Origin of the sequence: Micromonospora sp. NPDC005220, assembly GCF_040607895.1 — a bacterium.
Classification (GTDB): domain Bacteria; phylum Actinomycetota; class Actinomycetes; order Mycobacteriales; family Micromonosporaceae; genus Micromonospora.
The window spans coordinates 117,915-141,122 of sequence record NZ_JBEXHP010000007.1; the positions used below are offsets into that span (position 1 = coordinate 117,915).

15 protein-coding genes are annotated in these 23,208 nt (G+C 69.4%); 8 read left to right on the forward strand and 7 right to left on the reverse strand.

Translation table 11 applies throughout. From position 1 onward, the window contains the following. Positions 1–247 precede the first annotated feature (247 nt). On the reverse strand, positions 248–3,346 hold the full coding sequence (locus ABZU52_RS05425) for a BTAD domain-containing putative transcriptional regulator (RefSeq protein ID WP_354969855.1): 3,099 nt from the start codon (positions 3,344–3,346) through the stop codon (positions 248–250). Between the two features lie 720 nt (positions 3,347–4,066). Here ABZU52_RS05425 and ABZU52_RS05430 point away from each other — a divergent pair. The 5 genes from ABZU52_RS05430 to ABZU52_RS05450 all read left to right on the forward strand — a co-directional run bounded on the left by ABZU52_RS05430 (position 4,067) and on the right by ABZU52_RS05450 (position 9,840). Further along, a complete protein-coding gene (locus ABZU52_RS05430) occupies positions 4,067–6,589 on the forward strand; it encodes a bifunctional diguanylate cyclase/phosphodiesterase (RefSeq protein ID WP_354969856.1) in 2,523 nt (840 codons plus the stop codon). A 50-nt stretch (positions 6,590–6,639) separates the two neighbouring features. Next, a complete protein-coding gene (locus ABZU52_RS05435; RefSeq protein ID WP_354969857.1) occupies positions 6,640–7,974 on the forward strand; it encodes a glycosyltransferase family 87 protein in 1,335 nt (444 codons plus the stop codon). Between the two features lie 41 nt (positions 7,975–8,015). Beyond that, positions 8,016–8,648 carry a phosphoribosyltransferase gene (locus tag ABZU52_RS05440; RefSeq protein WP_354969858.1) on the forward strand — a complete coding sequence of 211 codons (633 nt, stop codon included), beginning with the start codon at positions 8,016–8,018 and terminating at the stop codon, positions 8,646–8,648. Between the two features lie 22 nt (positions 8,649–8,670). Then, on the forward strand, positions 8,671–9,057 hold the full coding sequence (locus ABZU52_RS05445; RefSeq protein WP_354969859.1) for a zf-TFIIB domain-containing protein: 387 nt from the start codon (positions 8,671–8,673) through the stop codon (positions 9,055–9,057). 105 nt (positions 9,058–9,162) lie between these two features. Beyond that, positions 9,163–9,840: a maleylpyruvate isomerase N-terminal domain-containing protein gene (locus tag ABZU52_RS05450; protein ID WP_354969860.1), complete on the forward strand. Its 678-nt coding sequence runs from the start codon at positions 9,163–9,165 to the stop codon at positions 9,838–9,840. 23 nt (positions 9,841–9,863) lie between these two features. Here the strand turns inward: ABZU52_RS05450 and ABZU52_RS05455 are convergent, their stop codons facing one another. Then, positions 9,864–14,165 carry a replicative DNA helicase gene (locus tag ABZU52_RS05455; protein ID WP_354969861.1) on the reverse strand — a complete coding sequence of 1,434 codons (4,302 nt, stop codon included), beginning with the start codon at positions 14,163–14,165 and terminating at the stop codon, positions 9,864–9,866. Between the two features lie 128 nt (positions 14,166–14,293). Here ABZU52_RS05455 and ABZU52_RS05460 point away from each other — a divergent pair, with 128 nt between their 5' ends. After that, positions 14,294–15,895 (forward strand): hypothetical protein, encoded by a 1,602-nt coding sequence (locus ABZU52_RS05460; RefSeq protein ID WP_354969862.1) that lies wholly within the window; start codon positions 14,294–14,296, stop codon positions 15,893–15,895. Positions 15,896–16,112: 217 nt separating this feature from the next. Here the strand turns inward: ABZU52_RS05460 and rplI are convergent, their stop codons facing one another. From rplI to rpsF, 4 genes are all read right to left on the reverse strand, one after another. Continuing rightward, positions 16,113–16,559: a 50S ribosomal protein L9 gene (rplI, locus tag ABZU52_RS05465; RefSeq protein WP_354969863.1), complete on the reverse strand. Its 447-nt coding sequence runs from the start codon at positions 16,557–16,559 to the stop codon at positions 16,113–16,115. Between the two features lie 14 nt (positions 16,560–16,573). After that, positions 16,574–16,813, reverse strand: coding sequence for a 30S ribosomal protein S18 (rpsR, locus tag ABZU52_RS05470; protein WP_013289355.1), 240 nt, complete (start codon positions 16,811–16,813; stop codon positions 16,574–16,576). 41 nt (positions 16,814–16,854) lie between these two features. After that, positions 16,855–17,388 (reverse strand): single-stranded DNA-binding protein, encoded by a 534-nt coding sequence (locus ABZU52_RS05475; RefSeq protein WP_030331808.1) that lies wholly within the window; start codon positions 17,386–17,388, stop codon positions 16,855–16,857. 81 nt (positions 17,389–17,469) lie between these two features. After that, on the reverse strand, positions 17,470–17,760 hold the full coding sequence (gene rpsF / locus ABZU52_RS05480) for a 30S ribosomal protein S6 (protein ID WP_036411437.1): 291 nt from the start codon (positions 17,758–17,760) through the stop codon (positions 17,470–17,472). 630 nt (positions 17,761–18,390) lie between these two features. Here rpsF and ABZU52_RS05485 point away from each other — a divergent pair. Both ABZU52_RS05485 and ABZU52_RS05490 read left to right on the forward strand, forming a co-directional pair. Beyond that, a complete protein-coding gene (locus ABZU52_RS05485) occupies positions 18,391–19,182 on the forward strand; it encodes a deoxyribonuclease IV (RefSeq protein ID WP_354969864.1) in 792 nt (263 codons plus the stop codon). Continuing rightward, on the forward strand, positions 19,179–21,425 hold the full coding sequence (locus ABZU52_RS05490) for a hypothetical protein (RefSeq protein WP_354969865.1): 2,247 nt from the start codon (positions 19,179–19,181) through the stop codon (positions 21,423–21,425). The genes ABZU52_RS05485 and ABZU52_RS05490 overlap by 4 nt, the downstream gene beginning before the upstream one ends. A 119-nt stretch (positions 21,426–21,544) precedes the next feature. Here ABZU52_RS05490 and ABZU52_RS05495 read toward each other — a convergent pair whose 3' ends face one another. Next, positions 21,545–23,053: a glycosyltransferase 87 family protein gene (locus tag ABZU52_RS05495; protein WP_354969866.1), complete on the reverse strand. Its 1,509-nt coding sequence runs from the start codon at positions 23,051–23,053 to the stop codon at positions 21,545–21,547. Positions 23,054–23,208 lie beyond the last annotated feature (155 nt).

Here is a 23,208-nt window from a genome sequence, read left to right on the forward strand (position 1 = left end):
CGGTGGGGTACGACAGCGGTCGGAAGGAGCGGCGTCACGCTGACGATCGCACCGGGTGCTGACGGCGCGCCGGCCGGACGCCGCTCCTTCCTTGCCGACCCGCCGCCGAGGTCGCTGGGGGGACCCGGCAGCGGGCGCGTGTCGACGACCCGGTTCTGCCCAGCGGCAGAACCTCCCCCGTTCGCCGATACGAGGGGGAGGTTATCGGGCCGGACGATAAGAAATCGATAAGCGCCGTTCAGACTGGTCAGCACTCTGCGACCGGGGTTGGGTCAGGCAACTCGGCGAGGCGGCGTTCGGCCTCGAAGCGCTCCGGCACGCCCATCCGTCGGAAGATCGCCAACGCCCGCTCCCAGTGTCGTCGGGCCTCGACCGGGTCGACGCGGACGAAGTATTCGGCAAGCCCGGCCAGGGCTCGACCCTGCTCGTGCGGGTTCGAGATGCGTTCAGCAAGCTGCAAGCCCCGACGGTGAGCTTCACTGGCTGCCCGCCCATCCCCACTCGCCAGCAGCGTCGATCCAAGATCATTCAGGGCGATACACTGCGCGTGCCGCTCGCCCGATTCGACGGCCAACTCGAAGGCAGCCAGGTGCTGCCCTCGGGCGAGGTCCAGCTTGTTGAGCCCTCGATACGCGACTCCCAAGATGTTCCGGGCCTCGGCCTCGCCGTACCGGTGACCGGTGCGGCGGAACAATGACAGCGAGGATTTGAGCAACGCCACGCTCTGCCGGTACTGCCCGACGCGGACGCGCACCGCCGCGAGATGACTCAGGGCATTGGCCAAGTGGTAGTAATCCTGGTTGAGCCGTGCCTGGAACAGGTGCTGTCGGTGAACTTTGGCGGCCTCTTCCCATCGGCCCAGCGAGGCCAGCGCGATACCCAGATTCGGGAGGGCCAACGGCACGCGGTTGTCGTAGAGTCGGCGCTCGGCCAGGCTCTGCCGTCCCATCGCGACGGCCTGTTCAAGCTCGCCGCTGAGCAGGTGGACGACGCTCAGATTCGAGCGCAGGCGGGCCAGCTGCCGCCAATCGCCAGACTCACGGCAGAGGGAGATGGCCGCGTCGAGATGAGTGGACGCGAGACGGTGGGAGCCTGTCTTCACCAGAGCCGACGCGAGATAGTTGTGCATCGAGACGATGGCGGGTCGGTGTTGGAGTTCCGTCGCCGAGGCGAGGCCCGCTCGATGGGTGACGAGAATGTCGTCGAAATGGCCCCGCACGTGGAGAAAGCGCCAGAGTGCCCGGGCGAGCTTCCATACCTGCTGGTGCATTCCATGTTCGGCACCGAGGCTCACCAACAAGCCTAGATTCGTGCGCTCCTGCTCAAGCCAGTCAACCCCGGACACCGTCTCGGGACCGATCAGGTCAGGACGCGGTGGCGGACCGGCCTCGACCTCCTCGCGGATCTCAGTCGATTGATGCAGCTCCGAGGCGGCATGCAGAGTGGCGTGCAGGGCGAAGTCCAGTAGACGCGCCACGGCCAACGTGATGGCCTCCGATGTCTCGGAAACCAGGCACTGTGCGCGCGAGTACTGCCGCAGGAGGTCATGAAGTCGGTACCGGCCTCCTGCAACTTCGTCTACCAGGTGCAGGTCCACCAGGTCGTCGAGCAACCGGCCGACGGCATCGAGCGGCAGGTCGACCAAGGCGGCAACCATCTCCACGCTGAGCTCACCAGGATGGATGCTCAGCATCCGGAAGGCCCGTTTGGCGGGGGCAGGCAAGGGCCCGTACGAAGTGGCGAAGGCCCGCGCCAGGGTTCGGTCACCAACCTGGAGTTGATTCAGCGCCGGAGGATCGGCCGCCAGGAGATCCGCCAGTTCCTCGACCCTGCGCGCGGGGCGGTGGGCCAGGCGTGACCCAGCGAGCCGAATCGCCAACGGGAGGTATCCGCAGCGGCGCACGACCTCCGCGGCCGCCGCCGGCTCCTCGGCGATCCGCTCGACGCCCGCAGTCTGGGCGAGCAGTTCCAGCCCTTCGTCGAGAGTCATGAGGGGCAACGACGCCGGTGGACCCACGTCCAGGTCGACCAATCGTCGACGAGAAGTCACCAGGACGACCGCACCTTGCGACGCGGGTAGGAGAGGGAGGACCTGGTCGCTGCCCGCCGCGTTGTCGAACACGACTACCACTCGGCGGCTTTCGAGTTCGCGCCGCCACAGCTCCACCCTGGCGTCGAACTCGATCGGTATCCGCTCTGCCGGTACGTGCAACTGACGGAGCAGCGTGACGAGTGCCGCTGACGGGCCGATTCGAGTCGTCTCGCCGTCGCCGCACAAGTCGATGAACAAGCGCGCGTCCCGGTACCGCGCCGACAGGCGGCGAGCCAGATGCACGGCCAGGGTCGTCTTTCCGCTGCCTGCCATGCCGTCGATCACATGTACCGCCGACACTCGGTCCTCGACCCGGCGGGTCTCTGCCAGCAGCCGCGACACCAGTTCCTTCCGACCGACGAAGTCGGTTACCGATCGAGGAAGGTGATCGACGGGCACACGGCGGTGCCGTTCATCGACGTTCGTAGCACCACCCGAGTCCGGTGAGTCCATCGCAAGCCGGCGCTCCGGGATCGGACGAGGCGGGACGCGGATCGTCGATTCGGCCTCCGCAGCCCCCTTGATGATCATTTGGTAAGCGCCTTGAATGTCAGATCCCGGCTCGACGCCCAACTCGGTGGCCAGCTTTGCCCGAATCTCGCCGTGAACGACGAGTGCGCCCGAGCGATCGCCACCCGAGTACAGCGCTCGCATGAGGAGGCCATAGGCCGGCTCCCGGAGGGGCTGACGGGCAATGATCTCCCTCAACAGGGAGATCGCCAGGTCGCCCCGGCCCGATCTCAGCTGGACGTCGGCGAGAAGCTCCACGGTCAACAGCCGCTCCTCCTCGGCTGCGACAGTCCGGGAGGTGAGGACAGGTCCGAGCGGGACGCCCGCGAGCATCGGCCCCTGCCACCGAGCCAAGGCGCGCTCCAGCAGCTCGCGGGCACGGTCCAGGTGGCCGCCCGTCAGCGCTTCCCGCCCCGCGCCCCGTTCCAGGTCGAAGCGAAAAACGTCGATGACTTCCGGCCCAAGGGCGAGCCGATAGCCGCTCTGCTGCCTGACGATGACACCCCGGCCGGACTCGCAAGCCTCGAAGGTTCGGCGCAGGTTGGCGGCGTAGGTCCGTACGTTCGCCACCGCAGAGCGCGGCGGGCCATCGGGCCACAGCTCGTCGATCAGGTCGTTGAGGGTCACCAGCTGCCCGGGTTGAACCGCGAGCATCGCGAAGACAGCCTGCTGCTTAGGCGTACCCAGGTCCAGCTCGCGAGCGAGCAGTTGCACCGAGAGGCCGCCCAGAAGTTGAATCTCCACCCGTCCCCCTGCTTCACCGGGGTATTCAGCCGATCACGCAACGAAGCTTACGGGCACCCAGATGTAGGCCGATGTCAATCAAGCCTCCGGTGCGAACGCTCCTGCGGCCGTCCACCGCAATGCTGTCGACGACTGCAATGCGAACATCGCAAGAACGATCTGCGACCTCCGCGTTCGCGACTCCTGCCGCAACACGGAAGGAAGGAACGAAAGCACTCAACTGCTGGTGCGGCACGATCCCTCGGCCCCGGACACGGGAACGGACCGGGGCAGTGCCACCATCATCAATGCCCAACTGCTAAGGGGACTCCTGGCTGAAGCTGGCGAGCGGTTCGCCGAATCGGCGGATGAGTTGCGACACCCCGACGCCCACACTGTGTGCGCGGTCTAATCAGTCGGCACACCCGACGACATTGCGCGACGAACCGGATGCAACAGGCGAGCGTCCCAGCGCTCTCCGCACCGGAACGAAAACAGAATGTCACTTATGGGTACAGGATTGACTAATGTTGAGGATAACGACATTTATCATCCCTAACTAGGGCCAACCCCATTTAAGCTCCATTCGTAGAGAGTCGGTTCCGGCGGGGCCCGACAACCACGCGAAGGAGAGGGTGGGTGAAATGCGCGGAAACGAGTGGGGCTGACATCAGTGCAGGACTTCTGCATCGCTCGGCGATATGGTTGCGAGCACGACAGGCGAGGTAATCCAGGAGTTGCGTGGCCTCTTCACAACGACGCGATGACGGGACCGATCGACGGCTACGGCTGATCGTCGGTCTCCTCGTCGTTGCTGCCACGATCGTTGCGCTCGCCTCCCTGAAACTGACCTTCCCAGCGGCCGAGGCTCCGACACCCGACGGAGCAACCCTGATAACGCTGACCGCCATGATCGCCTTAGGTGCGTTCGTCAAGACGCGCGTACGTGTCCGGTCCACGGTGCACCTGATCAGCTGGAGCGAGGCGGCGATCGTCATCGCGGCTGCCATCGCTCCCGTCTCATGGGTGGTGCTCTGCACCTGCATCGGGATCACCATCGCCTCGGCCCGCCTACCACCGATCAAGCTCGCCTTCGGTGTCGGCAAGAACATCCTCGTCGCGGCCGGGGCAGGCGTCGCCTTCGCACTGCTCGATTGGACTTGGCCTGCCATGCAGGCCCCGCAGCTGATGGGGATCCTGTCGCTCGCCTACCTCCTCGCTGCCTTCCTTGACGAACTACTGGCGATCCCCGTGATCGCGCTCGCCTCCGGCACCAAGATCTCAACCCAGTTCCGCAGCAACCTGGATCTTCGCCTGGCCGGCTACGCGGTTCGGTTCGTGGTGGCGGCCCTGACCTTGCTCACCCTTCAAATGGACCCCCGGCTGCTGCTCGCCGTCCCACCCCTGGTCCTGAGCCTGCACCTGGCCTACTCCGCACGCATCCGAGGCCGCACCGAACAGCAGGCGTGGCAGCGGCTGGCCCGCACCACCGACGCGCTCAACGTGGTCGACCTGGACAACGTCCTCACCACCGCCGTCACCCAGGCCGCCGAGTTGTTCTCCGCCGACGAGGTCGAGATCGAGCTGCGCGACGGCGGCCGCACCGTACGCGGCGGCACCGGCGGCATCACCTTCGACGGCCCGACCGGCACGCCCACCGACGTGGTCGGCACGATCGTTCCCGCGCCGTTGGAAGGCCATGACCGGACCGTCGACGTCGGCATGCTCCGACTGCGCTTCCGCGGCCCGGTGCAGCTCTCCGAGCGGGAGCAGTACACCCTGCGCACCTTCGCCTCCGCGCTCTGCACGGCCGTCCGCAACGCCCAGGCGTACGCCGAACTGGCCCGGGTCGCCGACGAGCACGCGTACGCGGCCTCGCACGACGCGCTGACCGGCCTGGCCAACCGCCGGCACCTCCTCGACGAGGGCACCGAGCAGTTGAGCACCCGTCGCGCCGACGGGGTGACGGCGCTGGTGCTGATCGACCTCAACCATTTCAAGGAGGTCAACGACACGCTCGGGCATGCCGCCGGTGACCAGGTGCTGGTGCAGGTGGCAGACCGGTTGCGGGGCGCGGCCCAGGCGACCGACCTGGTGGCCCGCCTCGGGGGCGACGAGTTCGCCGTACTCCTGCGCGGCCTGCCGGCCCCGGCGGTGGCGGCGCACCGGGCCGAGACGCTGCTCGCCGCGCTGCACGAGCCGTTCGAGCTGGACGGCATGCGAATCAGCGTCGAGGCCAGCGGCGGCATCTCCGGTGCCCCGTCCAACGGCGGCATGGCCGAGCTGCTCCGCCGCGCCGATGTGGCCATGTACCAGGCGAAGCGGGCCGGGCAGCGAATCGCCACGTACGCCCCGACCCGGGACACCGCCGACCTCGGCCGCCTCACCCTCGGCGGTGACCTGCCCCGCGCGGTCGCCGACCACGAGTTCGTCGTCAACTTCCAACCGATCGTCGACCTGGGCACCGGTGAGGTGACCAGCGCGGAGGCGCTGGCCCGCTGGCACCACCCGACCCACGGCATGATCGACCCGCTGCGGTTCCTGGAGGCGGTGGAACGCTCGGGCCTGCTACCGGCCTTCGCCGAAGCGATCCTCGACCAGGCCCTGCTCGCGGCGGTCAGCTGGCGCGACGCCGGCTTCGACGTACCGGTCGCGGTCAACGTATCCCCGCGCAGCCTGCTCGACGCGCGGTTCCCCGGCTCGGTACTGGCCCGCCTCCGCGCCCACGACCTCCCCCCGGACCGGCTGGTCCTGGAGCTGACCGAGACGCTGACCCTCAGCCAACTCGACGTGGTCGACCGGGTGCTCAGCCGACTACGCGACGAGGGCGTCCGGTTGGCGTTGGACGACTTCGGCACCGGTTACTCCTCTCTCTCACTGCTCTCCCGAATCCCGGTACACGAGCTGAAGATCGACCGGAGCTTCGTGACGACGATGGAGAGTTCGGCGGAGGCCGCCGCCGTCATCCGTTCCACCCTCGACCTGGGCCGCAGCCTCGACCTGGACGTGGTGGCCGAGGGGGTGGAGAGCGAGCCGCAGCGGCGGGCCCTCTGGGAGTTGGGCTGCGTCGCCGGCCAGGGGCACCTGTTCGCCCGGCCGATGCCATCCGGCACCCTGCTCGCGGCGATGCAGCGCGGCTCGGGCGGCCGACCAGGCACCCTCGCCGCGCCGCTGCACGACGCCGGGGCGGTGATCCGGTTGAGCCAGAACCGCCGCCAGGCCGGCCGCTCCAGGCCCGACCGCCTGCCACACCTGCCCGCCTGAGCGGGCATCGGCCCGCTGCACAGCCAGCCCGGTCTGCCAGACTGTCGCCCGTGATCGTCGACGACCCGACCGCCCGCCGCCGTCACCGGCACTGGCGGACGCTCGACAACGCCGCCGACGGACTCGCCCTCGACCTGTGCCTCTACGCCGTCTCGGCCACCTTCGCCGCGATCACCGCGGTCACGTCGACGCTGCTGCCGCACCGCGCCTGGGGCGCGGTCGCCGCCGTCGGCTACCTGCTCGCCACGCTCACGGTGATCGCCCAACTGCTGGTGCGTCGACGCTCTCCCACCTCCCGACTGACCGGCCTGCCGGCCCGCTGGGCGGTCACCGGCCTCGCCTGGGCGGCCACCACACTGCTGCCGCTGGCCTGGCAGAGCATCGACCGGGCCGGCGGGCGCACCGACCGGGCCCAGGAGGAGGTGCTGGTCGTGGAGCAGGCCGGCAGCCGCCTCCTGGAGCACGGCACGCCCTACCTCGGACCCGACGCCATCGCCGCCCTGCCACCCGGCGAGCAACTGATGGGCTACACCCCGTACCAGCCCGGCATGGCGATGTTCGGCCTGCCCAGAGCACTGCTCGACACCTGGTGGACCGACTCCCGGGTCTGGTTCGCGGTGGGCACCGCGCTGGCGCTCGCCCTGGCCGTGGCCGCCCTCCGCGGCACACCGGCCACCGCCACTGGCACCCACCGGCGGGACGCCGCCCTGCTGCGCGGCGTGCAGGCCGCCACCGTACTCCCGATCTGCGCCCTCACCCTCGCCACCGGCGGCGACGACCTACCCGTACTCGCGCTCTGCCTGCTGGCCCTCGCGTTCGCCGCCGCCGACCGACCCGGCCGGGCCGGCGTCGCGGTCGGGCTCGCCGGCGCGCTGAAGCTGTTCGCCTGGCCGGTCGCCCTGGTCCTGATCGTCTGGGGCCTGACCCGACGCGCCGGCACCCGCGTCGCCGTCGGCGCCATCGGCCTGCCCGTCGCCGCACTGCTGCCGGCGCTGCTGGTGGACCGCGACGCCCTCACCGAGAACGTGCTGCGCTTCCCGCTCGGCCACGGACTGGTCACCAGCCCCGCGCAGTCCCCGTTCCCCGGCTACCTGATCGCCAGCGGGCTACCCGCCGGCCGGCTGATCGCCGCCGGGCTGCTGGTCGCCGCCGGGGTGGCCATCGCCGTCCGGCTCGCCCGCCGCCCGCCCCGCACCGCCGTCGCCGCCGCGCTCATCTGCGGGTACGGGCTACTCGCCGCCATCGCCCTGATGCCCACCACCCGCTTCGGCTACCTGCTGTACCCGCTGGCCCTGCTGACCTGGGCACCCGCACTGCACCGCCCGCTCGACACACCGGCCGCCCCGGTACCCGACGAGCTGTCCGGTCGGACCACTTCGGCGTAACTCCCGAACGAAACCGGGAGTCAGGGCGTAGACCTGAAGGCATGACCACGTACCGCGACCGGGCCGATGCGGGCCGGGTGCTCGCCGAACGGCTCAGCGCACTCATCGGCGAACCGGACGTTGTCGTCCTCGGCCTCGTCCGTGGCGGCGTGCCAGTCGCCCGGGTCGTCGCCGAACGGCTCGGCGCGCCACTGGACGTGCTGGTCGTCCGCAAGCTCGGCATGCCGTGGGCCCCGGAGGTCGCCTTCGGCGCACTCGGGCCCGGCGGCGTCCAGGTGCTCAACGACGCGGTGGCCAGTCGACTCAGCAGCGACGACATCGCCGAGGTCAGCCGACGGGAGCAGGCCGAGTTGGAACGCCGGGAACGGCTCTACCGGGGCGATCGCGCACAGTTGGACCTGACCGGACGGACCGCGGTCATCGTCGACGACGGCCTCGCCACCGGCGCAACCGCCCGCGCCGCCGTCGAGGTCGCCCGCCAACTCGGGGCACACCGGGTCGCGGTCGCGGTCCCGGTCGGCGCGCAGGAGGCGTACGAACTGCTCACTGCCGAAGCCGACCAGGTCATCTGCGCCCGGCGCCCACCCGACTTCGGCGCGGTGAGCGTCTACTACGACGACTTCCACGAAGTGTCCGACGAAGAAGTCACCGAGGCGCTCACAGCAACTGCCTAGGTCCACCGGGTACCGTCGGGAGATGAGCCTCACCTGTCCCAAGTGTCACGGAGAAATGCGCCAGTACGAGCGCAGCGGCGTCGTCATCGACCAGTGCGGGGAGTGCCGAGGCATCTTCCTGGACCGCGGCGAGCTGGAGAAGCTGTTCGAGGCGGAGGCCAACTGGAGCCGCCAACAGACCGGCGGCGCGCCAGGACAGCCCGCGCAGCAGCCGGCCGGCTACCCGCCCCCGCCGCCCCCGCCGCCCCCGCCGCACCAGCCCGGTTACGGCGCTGTTCCGCCGCCGCCCCCGCCCGCCCACGGCTACCCGCCGCAGCCGGCCTACGGCCACCAGCAGCAGCACCACGGCTACCACGGCCACTACCGGCAGAAGAAGCGCAAGGGCTTCCTCGACGAGATGTTCGGCTGATCCGAGGCCGACCTTCCGCCCGGGTCGATCCACGCGTCGGCCCGGGCACACCACCCGGGCCATTGATCGTTGGTGGGCACCATGCTTCGTGCGAGGCTGAATCGCATGACCGCGATCCGACCGGACGAGGCGCTGGCCCAGGCGTACCACGGGATCACCGCGGTGGTCGGTCGCCTGGACGACGCCGGCCTGCAACGAGCCACCCGCTGCCGGGGCTGGCTCATCGCCGACCTGCTCCTGCACGTGCTCGGCGACGCCCAGCGGGCGCTTGTCACCCTGGCCAGCCCGGTCGACGGCCCCGCCGACGTCGACGACGTGAGTTACTGGCGTGACTTTCCCGGCAGCGACGACGACGCCGCCCGGCACGCCTGGTGGGTCCGCCGATCGGCTGCCGCCTTCGACCGTCCGACCGGGATCGTCGAGCTCTGGCGGGACACCGCCCCGGCGGCGGTCCGCGCCGCCGCGTCAGCCGACCCCGAGGGGTACGTGACCACGCAGGGACACGTGCTGCGCGTACCGGATTTCCTCACCACCCTGACCACCGAGGCCGTCGTCCATCACCTGGACCTGACGCTGGAACTGCCCGACCCGCCGCCACCCGGCCCCCTGGCGGTACGCGTCGCGGTGGCGACCATGGATGGTCTGCTCAGCGACGACACCGTTCGACCCACCGCGTGGAACGACCACGACTACCTGCTGAAGGCCACCGGGCGCGTCCCGCTGACCGACCGGGACCGGCTGGAGCTGGGTGAATCGGCGGGCTGGTTCCCACTGCTTGGCTGACCGACGACGGAGCGCCGCGCCGGTCAGCCGATGGCCATGTCGACGAAGCGGGACAGGTGTAGCTGCGCCGCGACGGTCACAGTGTCGGTGGGTCCATTTCGATGCTTAGCAATTATGAAATCCGCCTCCCCGGCCCGCGGCGACTCCTTGTCGTAGTAGTCGTCGCGGTGCAGCAGGATGACAACGTCGGCATCTTGCTCGATCGAGTTGTGGGTGGCGATGCCGTTGGCAATGAAATTGTGCTTCCCGAGCACAGTCGCGTCGAACACTTCTTGCCCACCGAGCGACTCGATGGACACGATCGAGTCCCAGAAGATGTCGTTGGTCGCGTGCAAGTCGAGGTCGGCCGCGTCGAGGACGTTGGCGATCGCCGCCAGCCGGGAGCGGCTGGGCGCATGCTTCCAGAGGGTGCTGCCACAGAATTGGGTGCCGATGGCCTTCGCGAACTCACGGTGGGTCATGCCCTGCTCGACCAGGATTTCCTTCACCCTGGTCCACACCTCGCGCGGCACGGTGTCAACGTTGGTGTTGCTCTCCGTCGACTCCAGAGCAGCGAGCAGCGCAGCGCAGCCCTCCGAGCGCTGCCCGTAGACGCCAATCTCGCGCAGGAACCTCAACTGGTCGTCGCGACCGGAGATATCGAGCGTGTACTGAGGGCGATGTCCCACGACTGGTACGACCCGCAGCCGGGCTGTAATGCCGTACCTGAGGAGCAGTCGAGAGATGTCCTCGAGCATTCGTCGGCTCGTGGAAGCGAAATACACGCGCCCTCCGTGGCCCGTGCCGTTGACGGTCACAGAACCGTCCGTGGCCCAGAGGTGCCGCAGGAAGCTGGTGATCTGTTCCTTGGGCAGGCTGAAGACTGCAGAGGGGAGAAACTTCTCGTGTGACCTCAGACCGAAGAGACCCAACTCGTCCAGCCAAGCCGCGATGGGATTGCGCCGACCGCGCGCCAACCGATAGGGCGCAGGCAGCCGGAGGGTCGTCACCCTCGCGGCCGCATAGTCGTCGCGCACGGCGGTGATCCCAAAGTGCTTCGCGGCTTCCGCCACGGCCTGCAGGTTCTGCTCGTCGCAGCTTGCGTATCGAATTGGTTGGCGCCTAACGAAGGAACCGTCGCCCAACAGGTGTGCCAACATGACGACCTCCGCATCGGCCCATGGGCGGGTGGCCATTGGCGGTGGTAGGTGACGTGGCGTGGCGATGCGGTCTCCGGGCGATAGCTCACCGAGCGGCACCCACCCGGTGAACGCGAGGAAGGGATGGTTCGCTGTTGCGTCGATCTGCTTGCCCGACGCGAGGGTCAGCCGGAACACCTCACGGGTGCCGCTCGGGAAGACGTGGGTCATGGTGCGAGGCGTATAGCGAAGGCTCTCGTCCAACGCCCAGACCGGGATGTCCTTTGCGCCGCTGGACAACAGCTCACCGAGCGTAATCTCGGTATTGTCATCCGCTCGAACCACTCGGGTCTCCGCCGTGAGGCAGCCGGACTCCCGCAAGTCGGACAGCTGGGGTCGCTTGTCGGTGCGCTGCTCGGGACCACGGTTCAGCTGACTGACGGCGATGACCGGGCACTCGACCTCCTTGGCCAACAGCTTCAAGCCACGGGACAGGTCGGCGACCTCCTGCTGGCGGCTCTCGGTGCGCTTCGGTGAGGTCATCAGCTGGAGATAGTCGACCACGATCATCTTGAGGTCGTGCCGCTGCTTGAGCCGCCGAGCCTTGGCCCGGATCTCCATCAGGTTCATGCTCGGCGTGTCGTCGACGAACAGCGGCGCCTCGCTGATCTCGCCCATGCACCGGGCCAGCTTGGTCCAGTCGTCGTCGGAGAGCTGACCGCTGCGCAGCACGTGCAGCGGCACCCGCGCCTCGGCGGAGAGCAGCCGCATGACGATCTCGACCTTGCTCATTTCCAGCGAGAAGATGGCCGCAGCCTGGTTCGCCCGAATCGCAGCGTTCCGAGCGAAGTCCATGCTTGCTGTGCTGTTGTGTGTCGGAATCATGGCTCGGCCCGCGAGATACAGGTGATCATCGTTGTCAACGGTCACGCATCGCACCGGAACGCTCGGAACTGGCCGGACGTCCACAATGAAGCGAGCGTTGGTTCGAGCCGTGCCTCCACCCCGCCGCCGCGACGCGTACAGGTCCTGCTTTCGAGCCAGCCCGAAGATCTGATCCCTGGTCGTGAAGTTCAGGTTGTACGAGATCGACGTCTCCGGCTTGCGCCCGTCAACCGCCTTGCGGCTGATCGAACAGCGGTACCCCAGGCTGACAATCAGTTCGTAAACACCCTCAGCCAATCGCTCAGAGGTGGTGGTGAACTGAGCATTCCCTGTGACGGTCACAGTCCCGTCCGTGTCGAGCAACCCCGCGAGCAGGGCTCGGCGCTGCCCCTCGGACGCGCGCAGGTAGGCATCGGGTACGTGCTTGTCGTTCAGCACCCCTGACTCTCGGAGGCTGTGCACGAGAGATGAAGGTCGGTTCCCACAGACCACGCAGCCATTCCGGCTCCTGCCGCAGACCGGACAACTCCTAGGCCGGATCGTGTAGAGGGTCGAGGCACTACTTGACTGTGTCACCTCGAAGCCATCCTCTTCGATACGCCGGAGGATGCCCGGGTCGACGGTCGTGATCCGACTGTCGGCGCTACTGCCGTCACCCAACCAGGCCCCAAGGGTGTACGGCGGGATGGGGAGGACGCGATCCGGAAGCTGAAGAGGTGACGCATTCGTGACTGCGTGATTGAGGCGTCGGTCTGCCGTCTCGGTCCGTAATGTCGCCCGAATGTGCTCGGTCGTGACAACGTCCGACGGCGCACCCTCAGCGAGGCCGGCGGTCCAGCGTTCGACACGATTGAGCAGCCCTCGAAGAAGCACGTCGGCGGGATACACACGTCCGGGACGTGCCCCCGGCCTGCCGCGCATCACATAGGGGCCTGCCTGCGGCATCTCCCGAGCAACCCGATGCGCGGTGTGCACCAGCTCGTCGCCAACGGTGCCGGCCAACTCTCGGATGGTGATCGTATCCGTGGCCGAGGCGGTCGTTGCGGCAGTGCGCAGCCGTTCGACGGTCTCCGGGGGCCAGTAGTTGCGGCGCCTGACGTCGCCAGCTCTGCGGCTGGCGCGGGTGGTGGTCTTCCACAAATGTTCGGCATCCGCCACGATGACGGACCCGTCGGAGAACTCAACCTCGTAGCAGGGACGGTCGTGACGCACCTCGAAGGCGTGAGTGACCTTGGTGGGATGGCCGTCGGCACCGAGGAGTCGATCTCCGACCTGGACGTCACCCATGGTTGTCCAGCCGTCCGGCGTCGGCAGTGGCGTATCAAGCGCGAGCGCCTTGCCCAAACCAGGCCTGCCCGCCACGATAATGAGTTGCCCGGCGTGCAGACCGTTGAGCAGTCGGTCCAGGTCGCTGAAGCCGGTCGGCACGCCGGTCATCATGCCGCCCTGCGCGCCCACCGCCTCGATCTCGTCCAGCGTCGGCTGCAACATGTCGGCCAGGACCGCGAAGTCCTCGCTGACCCGCCGTTCGGTGACGTCGTAGACGGCCTGCTGGGCGAGGTCGACCACGTCGTCCACGTCGCGGCTGCCGCCGCTGGCGGTGCCGTACCCCAGCTGCACGATCTTGGTGCCAGCCTCGACCAGCCGGCGCAGCACCGCCCGCTCGCTGACGATGCGCGCGTAGTACGCCGCGTTCGCGGCGGTGGGCACGCTGGCGATGAGAGTGTGCAGGTACGGCGCGCCACCGATGCGGACCAGATCACCGGAGTCGGCGAGCGCCGCCGCGACCGTGATCGAGTCGGCCGGCTCACCGCGACCGTAGATGTCGAGGATGATGTCGAAGATGGTGGCGTGCACCGGCCGGTAGAAGTCGTTGGTCTTGAGGATCTCGACGACGTCGGCGATGGCGTCCTTGGAGAGCAGCATGCCGCCGAGGACGCACTGCTCGGCGGCGACGTCCTGGGGCGGGGTCTTGTCGAACTGCCCATCCCGCGGCGCAGGTGGCTGGCCTCCGCCGGAGCGTGGCTCTGCCCGCATGTCGTCGGTGACCGACACGGGTCCCCCCTCCACTGCGCCGGATCCACTCCCAGCTCTACCGCTGGGGTACGACACTTCCGTCCGACCGGGCCGGTCGATCGGGGGCCATCGCCGGCGGTCGAGGGCCAACCATACGGACCCCGAGGTCAGAGACTCAACAAGGCCGGTGGACGAGCCTCGGGACAACCTGTGGATCCCGGTGGCCAGCATGTGCGCAGCGTGTGCACAGCCTGTGGAAAACCATTGGGGAATTCTCGGCCATAACTCGTTGACCTGCGGAAACATGCTCCCCAGCCTGTGGAGGAGAATATTTCGGTCGGGCCTGTGACAGGATCGTCCCGTACTATCTCCAGCGAACGGCTACACCTGGACAGCGGATTCCGCTTTCGGTTCAGAAGGGTCACACTCCGGCCGTGAGTTACCGGGACTGGGGACGCGGCGATGGCAGCCCGCGCGAGCGCCAGCCAACCGCCTCGTGGGGTGAGCGCGCGGCGTCTGTTCCGGTCGATCCGTACGACGAGGACGGGCGCTACCGCACCTCCAGTCGACGTCGTGCACTGGACCGCGGCCAGGACGAGCCTGTCGACGCCTACCTGCCCCGGTGGGCGTTGGAGTCAGGGGTCCGGCACGCGGACGGCGGCGGTCGGCACGCGGCACCGGACGAGGACGAGGACGGACCTGAGCGGCCGACGTCCGGCGCGGGCCGGCGGTCCGCCGAGCCGTCGAGTGGTCAGAGGTGGGGCAGCGAGACACGTCGCCGGGAGCAGGCAGCGATCGGTCCGGCGCCCGACTCGGACCACACCCGGGAGTGGACGCTCGACCGGCCGCAGGATCAGGGGTACGCCGGCCGCCGCCGGGCCGATGCCGGGGAGGACGAGCCGGTCTCTGGCGCTGTCTCGGACCGGCGTCCCCGCCGCGCGCCCGTGGGCCGTCCGCAGGTGATCTGGTCGGGCGGGGATCTGGAGGCCGCCCCGGCCGAGCAGGCACCGGACCAGGAGCCGAGCCGTCGCAGTCGGCGCAGCCGTCGTGCGGCGGAGGAGTCCTGGACCCGTCCGGCGGCCGACCCGTGGGTCCGTGGAGCGGACCGGGTGGCTGAGCCCGAGCCGTCGTACCCGCCAGCGGTAGACCCGTGGGACGCCTCGGGCGTGCAGGCGTGGCCGCCGGTGACCGGCGCGGACGGCGGTGACGGCGGGGACCTGAGCGGGCAGTGGTCGGCGGCGGAGAGCGTCGGTGGCTGGGAGCGGTCGGACCGCACCGGCCAGTGGGAGCGGTCCGCGATCGAGGACGAACAGTGGGACCGTACGCTGGCGCCGCGCTCCGATCGGTCAGTGGCGGCCGAGGGGTGGCCGAGCCGGGAAGACGGCTTCTGGTCCGGCACTCGGCTGGCCGATGACGACCCGCGGTGGATGGATCCGACGACGTCGGCGCCTCGGTCCCCGGTGGTGGGATACACCGCTCCACGACCGCGCAGCGCGCCTGCGCCACGTGCGGGTGCGCCGGGTGCGGGTGCGCCGGGTGCGGGTGCGCCGGGTGCGGGTGCGCCGGGTGCGCCCCGGCGTCGGGCGGGCCGGCCCGCGGTAGGAACGGCGTCGGTACGTCGGCGGGTCGAGTCGGCGGCCACGGGTGCCTGGGCGCGGCGACTGGAGGACGACCTGTTGGACCCGGACCCGGGTGGGTCCGTCCGGCCTCTGCTGTACACGGCCGCCTGTTACCTGGTGCCGGCGATGCTGATCTTCGTCTGGCTCTTGACGTTGGACAGCCAGGCACCGGCTGGTTGTGTGACCGATATCAGTGGGGGCGGGTGCGACTCGGCCCGGTCCCGCGCGTTGGGGTCACTCCTCGCCGGTTCGCCGCGCTTCGGGTTGGCGCTGGCGAGCAGTCTGGTGGTGGCGGCGCTGCTCCGCCGGGTGGGTACGACGTGGCGCTCGGCGACGATCGCGGTTGCCGCCGCGGTGGTCGGTGGCGGCCTCTCCACGGTGCTGATCAGCGCGGTGACGGGCCAGCCCATCGGGTGACGCGTCGGCGGGCGCGTGCCCGACCGGGCGGGTGGCGGGTCAGGCCCGCACTGAGCGGACGTCAGGCCCGCCGCATGCCGGGTGGGCGGGCGGGCGGCAGGTCGCGGCACACCGGGCGGGTGGTCACCGCAGCTCAGGCAGCGCCGGGTCGGGCGACGTACGCACGAGGGCCCGCACCGATCGCTCGGTGCGGGCCCTCGTGGTGGTGTTGCGGACGTCAGCCCTGAACGACGTTCAGGTTGAACGACGCGGTCACCTCAGGGTGCAGCTTGACCTTCACCTGGTAGGTGCCGGTCGACTTGATGTGACCGGGCACCTCCAGCCGACGCCGGTCGAGGACCGGGCCGCCGGCCGCCTTGACGGCGTCGACGATCTCGGCCGGGGTGACCGAGCCGAAGAGCCGTCCGCCGTCGCCGGCGCGGACCTTCAGGTTGACCTTGAGACCCTCGAGCTGAGCCTTGACCTCGTTGGCGTGGTCGAGGTCGCGGATCTCGCGGGCCGAGCGCGCCCGCTTGATGACCGTGACCTGCTTTTCCGCGCCCTTGGTCCAGGCGATCGCGAAGCCCTGCGGCAGCAGGTAGTTACGGCCGTAGCCGTTCTTGACCTCGACGATGTCGCCCGGGGCACCGAGGCCGGACACTTCCTGAGTCAGGATGATCTTCATATCGGTGCCTCCTCTCAGCGGGTGGTGGCCGTGTACGGCAGGAGCGCCATCTCACGGGCGTTCTTGACCGCGCGGGCGATCTGCCGCTGCTGCTGCGAGGTAACGCCGGTCACCCGACGAGCGCGGATCTTGCCGCGGTCGGAGATGAACTTGCGCAGCAGCGCGGTGTCCTTGTAATCGATATAGGTGATCCCGTCCTTGTCGAGCGGGTTCACCTTCTTCTTCGGCTTGCGAAGTGCCGCAGCCTTGGCCATTGCACGTGCTCCTGGTTTGCGATCGCGGGCGCTCGGCGCCATTAGAACGGTGGCTCCTCGTCAAAATTGGCGCCCGAACCGGCACGCGCGGGAGATGGAGCGGCCGAAGCCCAGGGGTCGTCGAAGTTGCCTCCGCCGCCACCCTGGTTGCCACCACCACCGCCACCGAAGCCGCCGCCACCGCCGCCGGAGCGGGACATCTTCTGCACCTTTGCCGTGGCGTAGCGCAGCGACGGGCCGATCTCGTCGACCTCAAGCTCGATGACGGTGCGCTTCTCGCCCTCGCGGGTCTCGTACGACCGCTGACGCAGCCGGCCTGACACGATCACCCGAGCGCCACGCTGCAGCGACTCGGCGACGTGCTCGGCGGCCTGACGCCAGACGGTGCAAGCGAGGAACAGCGGCTCGCCGTCCTTCCATTCGTTCGACGCCTTGTCCATGAAGCGGGGCGTCGAAGCGACTCGGAACTTGGCGACCGCAGCCCCGGAGGGGGTGAACCGCAACTCGGGGTCATCGGTCAGATTGCCGATGACCGTGATGGTGGTGTCTCCTGCCATGACCATCTCCTCGCGCACTCAGCGTCTCGTCGTACAGGCTCGCAGAGCAGTACGACAGAGTCGCGGAGGCTGATCCGGACGAACCGGGGGTTGGAAGGCTTAGCGCATTTCCGGTCGGAGGACCTTGGTGCGCAGCACGGACTCGTTGAGTCGCAGCTGACGGTCCAGCTCGGCGACCGCAGCAGGCGTGGCCTGCAGGTCGACGACGGCGTAGATGCCCTCTGCCTTTTTGTTGATCTCGTACGCGAGGCGCCGGCGGCCCCACACGTCGGTCTTCTCAACCGAGCCACCCGCGGTCCGAATCACGTTCAGGTACGTGTCGAGCGACGGGGCGACGGTGCGTTCCTCGAGGCTGGGGTCGAGGATCACCATGATCTCGTAATGACGCAAGACGTGCTCACCTCCTGTGGGCTAAGCGGCCACGGTCCTTCCGTGGCAGGAGGTCTTGTGTCGCCGTCCGCACGTGCCGAGGGAACCCGGTCGGACGCGGACAACCTGACCAGGATACCCGGTCCTGACGATCATGCCCGGGGCGGTCGGGTCCGCATCCGGACGTGCCGACGGGGGTCCACCGTCCGACCGTCAACCGGCCGATGGTGGACCCCCGCCTACGAGGCCGCGGGGCGTCCGGTCCGCATTCCTTGGGTGGGACCTGGGGAGGAACGACCACACCGATGAGGTTGGACCGAAGACGCCCCGCGGAGCTTTATCGTGTTGTTATCTGACGATACAACAGCACTCGTACCTTGTCGGGGGAAAAAGCACAAATTTCCGAGATTCGCCATTGCTCGGTACTCGGTGTGCGATCGGGTCGCCCCCCGCTGCGCCGGGCCGTACGGCGGGGGTGACCTCGCTGTCGGCCGTCGACCGCCGGTCGCCGGGTGCGACGCTCGCGCCGCTGGCGGCACCGGGATGCTGTTCGCCGGTTCAAACCCATCAACGATCGTCGGTCCGTCCGGTGACGCGACACCGCCCCGACCGTCGCCCCGACCGTCGGGGTCGCGACGTAGGCTCGCTCGCATGCGTATCGGAGCCCACGTCGATTCGACCGACCCGCTGGCGGAGGCGGCCGCCCGGTCCGCCGACACCGTGCAGTTCTTCCTCTCCGACCCCCAGGGTTGGAAGGCGCCCAAGCCTCGCGAAGATGCCGACCGGCTGCGCGCTGCCGAGGTCGACCTCTACGTGCACGCGCCGTACGTCATCAACGTGGCCACTCTCAACAACCGCATCCGGATCCCGAGCCGGAAGCTGCTGCTCGGGCACGCCAACGCGGCCGCCGCCATCGGCGCCAAGGGTCTGATCGTGCACGGTGGGCACGTCAACGCGGGCGACGACCTGGCCGTCGGCTTCGACAACTGGCGCAAGACCTTCGCGTACGCGGCGGACTCCGGCGGCTTCGGCGTACCGGTCCTGATCGAGAACACCGCCGGCGGTGACAACGCCTGCGCCCGGCGGCTGGACGCGCTCGCCCGGCTCTGGGACGCCATCGGTGACCACGAGGTCGGCTTCTGCCTGGACACCTGCCACGCGTACGCGGGTGGCGAGGAGTTGCTCGGCCTGGTCGACCGGGTCAAGGCGATCACCGGGCGGATCGACCTGGTGCACGCCAACAACTCCAAGGGCGCGTTCAACTCCGGCCAGGACCGGCACGACAACCTGGGCGGCGGGACGATCGACCCCGAGCTGGTGGTGGCGGTGATCCGGGCGGCGGGCGCGCCGGTGGTCGTCGAAACACCGGGCGGGGTGACCGGCCAGGCTGCCGATATCGACTTCCTGCGCGAGCAGCTCGGAGCGGAGAGCCCGGCGGCATGACGAGCGGACAGCCCGGGACCGGCAGCGCCCGGCCCACTCCCACCGGCGCGGACGCCGAGAGCCGACCCGCCACCACGGGTACGCCCACCCAGCCGGCTCGCACCTCTGAGAAGGCCCCCGCCGAGACCACTGCGAACCACTCGCCACCCGGCGACGGTGGAGCGACCGGAGCCGCCCCGGACGGCGACCCCGCGGCCGACCCCGCGACGAGTGGCCCCGCGAAGGACCCGGCCCGGCCAGGCGACAAGCAGGCCACCGCAGCCAACCAGGACACGACAGCCAAGCAGCACGCCGCCGAGGGTGACAGCACGACCAGGGGCAGCGGCCCGATCAAGGAGAGCACACCAGCCAGGGACAGCGACGCATCCAAGAGCAGCACATCGGCCAAGGGCAGCGACCCGGCCAAGGGCAGGCAGGAGGACGGCGCCGACGGTACGGACAAGGCCGACGGCGAGGCGAAGCCCGTCACCCCGGAACGGTGGGAGGCGTTCGCCTCCGCCCCAGAACCGAAGCCCTCAATCGTCAGTCGAGCCGGCCGAGCCGTCGGTCGGTTCCTGATCCACGAGTGGACCCTGGCCGCCCTCGGCGCGTTGGCGCTGGCCGTGTTGATGACCTGGCCGACGCTGCGCTATCCGCGCTACACCCTGCCGCAGGATTACTGGGATCCGAGCCTGCAAGCTTGGCAGATGGCCTGGTCCGGGCACATCCTGCTGGCCGACCCGGCGCGGCTGTGGCAGTCCAACACGTTCTTCCCCGAGCTGTGGAGCTTCGCGTTCTCCGACACGCTGCTCGGGTACGCCCCGGCCGGGATGCTCGGCAGCGGCCCCGAGGACGCCGTGCTGCGTTACAACATCATGTTCGTGTTGGCGCACGCGCTCGCCACGCTCGGGGCGTACGCGTTGGCCCGACAGCTCGGGGCCGGCCGGATCGGTGCGGCCGTTGCTGGCGTGAGCTACACCTACGCGCCGTGGCTGCTGGCCCAGGCCGGACACCTGCACGTGCTCTCCAACGGGGGCATTCCGCTGGCGCTGGCGATGTTGGCGCGCGGGCACGGCTGGTCGCTGCGACACGGCTACCGGCCGGAGCGCCGGCATGACGGTTGGGTCTACGCCGGTTGGCTGGTTGCGGCCTGGCAGCTCAGCCTCGGTTTCGGCATCGGGCTGCCGTTCGCGTACTTCCTGGCCGGCGCGGTGCTGGTCGCTGCGGTCCTCTTCTTCGCGCGGCGGCTGCGCACCGGGCAGGCCGTTCCGTTCGGTCGCCGGTTGTTCGCCGCCGACGTGCTCGGCGGGGTGTTGTTCGCCGGTGTTGGTCTGCTGATGGCGTTCCCGTTCTTCAAGGTGACCGAGCTGCACCCGTACGCCGAGCGCACCATCGCCGACATCAGCCTCTTCTCGCCGCCGGCGTCAGGCTTCGTGACGGCGCCGGCCGAGTCGCGGATCTGGGGTGGGCTCCACGAGGGTGCCCGGGCAGCATTGCCCTGGCACCCGGAGATGACCCTGCTGCCGGGCTTCGTGCTCTACGCGCTCGCCGCGGGCGGGCTGTTCTTCTCGGTCTGGCGGCTGCGGCACCGACTGCTGCTGCTCGCCGGGGTGCTGGTGACGATGGCCTTCGCGATGGGCACTCGCTTTTTCGACGGCACCTTCACCTACGTGCCGCTCTTCGAGCACCTGCCGGGCTGGAGCGGGCTGCGTACCCCCGGGCGGTTGATGCTCTGGACCACGTTGTTGCTCGCCCTGCTCGCGGCGGGCGCGGTCACCGCGCTCACCGACCGGGTGCGCGAGTTGACCGCGCACCGGATTCCGTCGTGGCCGGGGCCGTGGCTGCGGATGGCCACCCTGTTGCCGCTGCTGCTGGTCACCGTCGAGGGCCTGAACACCACCCCGCATCCGGTGGTGCCGACCCAACCGGCGGCGATGCGTTCGGCGGAGGGGCCGCTGCTGGTGCTGCCCAGCAACCAGAGCCTGGACCAGCACGTGATGCTCTGGTCGACCAGCGGGTTCCCCGACGTGGTCAACGGCGGTAGCGGCTTCACGCCACGTCAGCTCGACGACGTCCGTCGGGTGACCCAGTCGTTCCCCGACCAGACCAGCGTCGACTACCTGCGCACCCTCGGCGTCCGCACGGTGGTGCTGCTACGTGGTCAGGTGGCCGGCACGCCGTGGGAGATCTCCATCGACGCGCCGGTCGAGTCGCTCGGCATCAGCCGGCAGGAGGTCGGGGACGCCGTCGTCTACCGCCTGTGAACTCTTAGGGCGGGTTTTCGGGGGAGCCCGCCCGGCTCCGGGCGGTCAGGCTTGATCCCTGCGCCGGTCGGGCTCCCCCGAAAACCCTGACGTGGTGCCGGCCGCGGTCGGCCTTAGGGTCAGGTCGTGGGCACCGGTACGGGTGCTTGTTCGCTGTTCGTCGTGGGGCGGCGCCAGCGGTCTATCCAGGGGGCGTCTGGCGCGCCGTCGAGGACGCCGCCGTCCGGGTCGTCGGGATAGGTGGCCCGAACCGCGTCCTGCTCGGGGTGCAGGATCTCCTTGACGACGAATACGCAGAGCACCACCACAGTGGCCAGCCGCAGCGTCGAGGCGAGCACGAACACCCCCTCCGGGAAGACCGGACGGCTGGTTGCCGCGCCGAGCAGTTCCCCGTAGAAGGCGACGAAGTAGCAGACCTCGGCGATCTGCCAGGCCAGGAACGCTCCCCACCTGGGCCGGGCCAGTACCACCAGCGGGAGCAACCAGAGGACGAACTGCTGCGACCAGACCTTGCTGAAGATGAGGAACGCGGCGACCACCAGGAAGCCGAGCTGAGCCAGCCGCGGTCGGCGCGGCGCCCGCAGCGCCAGCACGGCCACGCCGAGGCAGGCCAGCCCGAACAGCGCGTACGAGACGGTGTTGAGGGTCGGGATGTTGGCGTTGAGCCACTCGAACGGGCCGAGCTTGGCGGGGTCGTTGCCGACCTTGCCGTCCAGGTAACGCCCGATGTACCAGAGCGTGCCCCAGTCGATCGGCCGGGTGGTGTTCAGCTCGAAGAATCGGTCCCAGTTCTCCGGGTACGCCCGGGCAGCCGGCAGGTTCACCAGCACCACTGCCGCGATCGCCGAACCGATGGCGATGAGCGCGGCACGAACCCGCTCGGCCCGCAACGCCAGGATGAGGATCGGCCCGAGCAGGAACAGCGGCCAGAGCTTCGCCGCGCCGGCCAACCCGAGCAGTACGCCGGCCACCGCCGGTCGTTTTCGGGCCCAGGCCAGCAGACCGAAGGCGGCCAGCCCGATGGCGAGCAGGTCCCAGTTGACGGTGGCGGTGAGCACCAGCGCCGGCGCGAGTGCGAACAGCGCCGCGTCCCAGGGTCGTCGGCGGCGCAACGCCAGGATCACCCCGACCGTGGCCACCGCGAGCGCGCCCAGCACCAGCGCGTTGAGGTTGTAGAACCACTGGCCCTGGTTGATGCTCGGGTCGCCGTCACCGATGGCGTGCACCGGCAGACCCAGCGCCCCCATGAAGTAGCCGGTCAGCACCGGGTACTCGACCGGGTGGTCGCGGTAGGGCACCTTGCCCTCGTTCAGCCCTTCGGCGTAGTAGAGGGCAAGGACATCGGTGTAGCAGAACCGGGTGTACTGGACGTTGTTCTGCCAAGCGCCGTTCTGGCAGGGCGATTTCTGCACCCAGTGCAGCGCGAGCGTGAGGCACACCAGCGCCAGCACGATCCGCGCGGCGGTCCAGAAGCGACGCTCTCGACCGGCCGGCCGGTCCAGCGCCGTCGCGTGGTCTCCCAGCGGCCCGCCGATGACGCTGGAGATGCCGCGGACGAACCCGTCGGAGCGGGACGGGTGATCAGTGGTTCCGGCGTCGTCGATGCCGGGCGTCGACTGGGTGCTCATGGAGAGGCATCCTGCCGTACGACAGGGGTGCCCGTCCCGTCCCGACGCGGAGTTCCGGGTACGAAAACGCCGCCGCCGGCCGGACCGGGGGTCCGGCCGGCGGCGGCGGTGGGGGAGGGTGGGGGGTCAGTCCCAGGTGGGTGGGAGGCGGGGTA

What these genes read in the sequence shown, in the direction of transcription:
- ABZU52_RS05450 (WP_354969860.1), top strand. Translation starts at nt 9,163, where the DNA reads ATGACCGCGATCCGACCGGACGAGGCGCTGGCCCAGGCGTACCACGGG.
- rplI (WP_354969863.1), bottom strand. Translation starts at nt 16,559, where the DNA reads ATGAAGATCATCCTGACTCAGGAAGTGTCCGGCCTCGGTGCCCCGGGC.
- rpsR (WP_013289355.1), bottom strand. Translation starts at nt 16,813, where the DNA reads ATGGCCAAGGCTGCGGCACTTCGCAAGCCGAAGAAGAAGGTGAACCCG.
- ABZU52_RS05455 (WP_354969861.1), bottom strand. Translation starts at nt 14,165, where the DNA reads ATGTTTCCGCAGGTCAACGAGTTATGGCCGAGAATTCCCCAATGGTTT.
- ABZU52_RS05440 (WP_354969858.1), top strand. Translation starts at nt 8,016, where the DNA reads ATGACCACGTACCGCGACCGGGCCGATGCGGGCCGGGTGCTCGCCGAA.
- ABZU52_RS05490 (WP_354969865.1), top strand. Translation starts at nt 19,179, where the DNA reads ATGACGAGCGGACAGCCCGGGACCGGCAGCGCCCGGCCCACTCCCACC.
- ABZU52_RS05495 (WP_354969866.1), bottom strand. Translation starts at nt 23,053, where the DNA reads ATGAGCACCCAGTCGACGCCCGGCATCGACGACGCCGGAACCACTGAT.
- ABZU52_RS05445 (WP_354969859.1), top strand. Translation starts at nt 8,671, where the DNA reads ATGAGCCTCACCTGTCCCAAGTGTCACGGAGAAATGCGCCAGTACGAG.
- ABZU52_RS05485 (WP_354969864.1), top strand. Translation starts at nt 18,391, where the DNA reads ATGCGTATCGGAGCCCACGTCGATTCGACCGACCCGCTGGCGGAGGCG.